Raw genomic sequence first — 2,586 nt, 5'->3', positions numbered from 1 at the left:
TTTCCCTTTTGGTCAAGCCCTCGACCGATTAGTAACTCTCCGCTCCATATGTTGCCACACTTCCACTTGAGTCCTATCTACCTCATACTCTTTAAGGGGTCTTACTGACTTTTGTCAGGGATATCTCTTCTTGAGGGGGGCTTCACGCTTAGATGCCTTCAGCGTTTATCCCTTCCAGACTTGGCTACCCGGCTTTGCACTTGGCAGTACAACCGGTACACCAGCGGTCCGTCCATCCCGGTCCTCTCGTACTAAGGACAGCTCCTCTCAAATATCCTACGCCCGCGCCGGATAGGGACCGAACTGTCTCACGACGTTCTGAACCCAGCTCGCGTACCGCTTTAATGGGCGAACAGCCCAACCCTTGGGACCTACTCCAGCCCCAGGATGCGATGAGCCGACATCGAGGTGCCAAACCACTCCGTCGATGTGAACTCTTGGGAGTGATAAGCCTGTTATCCCCAGGGTAGCTTTTATCCGTTGAGCGATGGCAATCCCACTTTCATACCACCGGATCACTAAGTCCTACTTTCGTACCTGCTCCACCCGTCGGTGTCACAGTCAAGCTCCCTTCTGCCTTTGCACTCTTCGAATGGTTTCCAACCATTCTGAGGGAACCTTTGAGCGCCTCCGATACCCTTTCGGAGGCGACCGCCCCAGTCAAACTCCCCGCCTGACATTGTCCATCCACCGGTTTACGGTGGCCTGTTAGAAATCCAGTACTACAAGGGCGGTATCCCAACGGCGGCTCCATAAAGACTGGCGTCCTTATCTCTTAGCCTCCCGCCTATCCTGTACATGCAATACCGAATCCCAGTATCAAGCTGGAGTAAAGCTCCATGGGGTCTTTCCGTCCTGGCGCGGGTAACCAGCATCTTCACTGGTACTTCAATTTCACCGGGTGCATTGTTGAGACAGTGCCCAAATCATTACGCCTTTCGTGCGGGTCGGAACTTACCCGACAAGGAATTTCGCTACCTTAGGACCGTTATAGTTACGGCCGCCGTTTACTGGGGCTTAAGTTTAAACCTTCGGATTGCTCCTAAGCTCTCCCCTTAACCTTCCAGCACCGGGCAGGCGTCAGCCCATATACCTCACCTTTCGGTTTTGCATAGACCTGTGTTTTTGCTAAACAGTTGCTTGGGCCATTTCTCTGCGGCCACATTTCTGTGGCACCCCTTCTCCCGAAGTTACGGGGTCATTTTGCCGAGTTCCTTAACAATGCTTCTCCCGCCGGCCTTAGGATTCTCTCCTCATCCACCTGTGTCGGTTTACGGTACGGGCTTATAAAAAACAATAGCGGCTTTTCTTGGCAGCTAGCTCACAGGCTTCCCTACTTTTAGTTCGGTCCATATCACAGCTTCTCCTTATCCGGCGGATTTGCCTGCCGGACAGATATTCTGCTTATACCGGGCTCTCCATTCCCGGCTCCTGCTTTCTCTCTGCGTCCCCACAGTTCTGTTTTTATAAGGTACAGGAATCTCAACCTGTTATCCATCGACTACGTCTCTCGACCTCGCCTTAGGCCCCGACTTACCCAGAGCAGATCAGCTTTACTCTGGAAACCTTAGATATTCGGCCGTAAAGATTCTCACTTTACTCTCGCTACTCATTCCGGCATTCTCTCTTCTTAGCCCTCCACCACTCTTTACAGTATGGCTTCTCCGCACTAAGAATGCTCCTCTACCAATGGTATTCCTACCATTCCACAGCTTCGGTGTCGTGTTTTAGCCCCGGACATTTTCGGCGCAGCATCTCTCGACTAGTGAGCTATTACGCACTCTTTTAATGTATGGCTGCTTCTGAGCCAACATCCTAGTTGTCTTCGAAATCCCACATCCTTTTCCACTTAACACGCACTTTGGGACCTTAGCTGGTGGTCTGGGCTCTTTCCCTTTTGACTACCCAACTTATCTCGTGCAGTCTGACTCCCGTTCATCATCTATATGGCATTCGGAGTTTGATATGTTTCGGTAAGCTTTGACGCCCCCTAGACAATTCAGTGCTCTACCTCCATTAGACTTAAACGAGGCTAGCCCTAAAGCTATTTCGAGGAGAACCAGCTATCTCCGGGTTCGATTGGAATTTCTCCCCTATCCACACCTCATCCCCACCCTTTTCAACGGATGTGGGTTCGGTCCTCCATTACCTTTTACGGCAACTTCAACCTGGACATGGATAGATCACCCGGTTTCGGGTCTATAGATACTGACTTGACGCCCTATTCAGACTTGGTTTCCCTTCGGCTCCTCACTTTCTGTGATTAACCTTGCCAGCACCCATAACTCGCCGGACCGTTCTACAAAAAGTACGCGGTTCCACTTTACAATGGTTCCACAGCTTGTAGACACAAGGTTTCAGGTTCTTTTTCACTCCCCTCCCGGGGTCCTTTTCACCTTTCCTTCACAGTACTTTTCCTCTATCGGTCACTGGGTAGTATTTAGCCTTGGGGGGTGGTCCCCCCGTCTTCCCGCAGGGTTTCTCGTGTCCCGCGGTACTCTGGATCCTGCCAGTCTGCTCTTGATTTCGTCTACGAGGCTTTCACTCTCTCTGGCTGGCTTTCCCAAAACCATTCCACTATCAATT

1 rRNA gene is annotated in these 2,586 nt (G+C 51.2%); it reads right to left on the bottom strand.

Features of this window, described 5'->3' with window-relative positions:
- Window positions 1-8: 8 nt before the first annotated feature.
- Window positions 9-2,586: ribosomal RNA gene (locus ABCW47_RS15070) — 23S ribosomal RNA — on the bottom strand; the annotation flags it as partial.

The sequence above is a fragment of the Anaerolentibacter hominis genome (assembly GCF_032380675.1).
Taxonomy (GTDB): Bacteria; Bacillota; Clostridia; order Lachnospirales; family Lachnospiraceae; genus Anaerolentibacter; species Anaerolentibacter hominis.
Note: the sequence above shows the minus strand (reverse complement) of the source record. Positions and strands in the feature narration are given on the sequence as shown.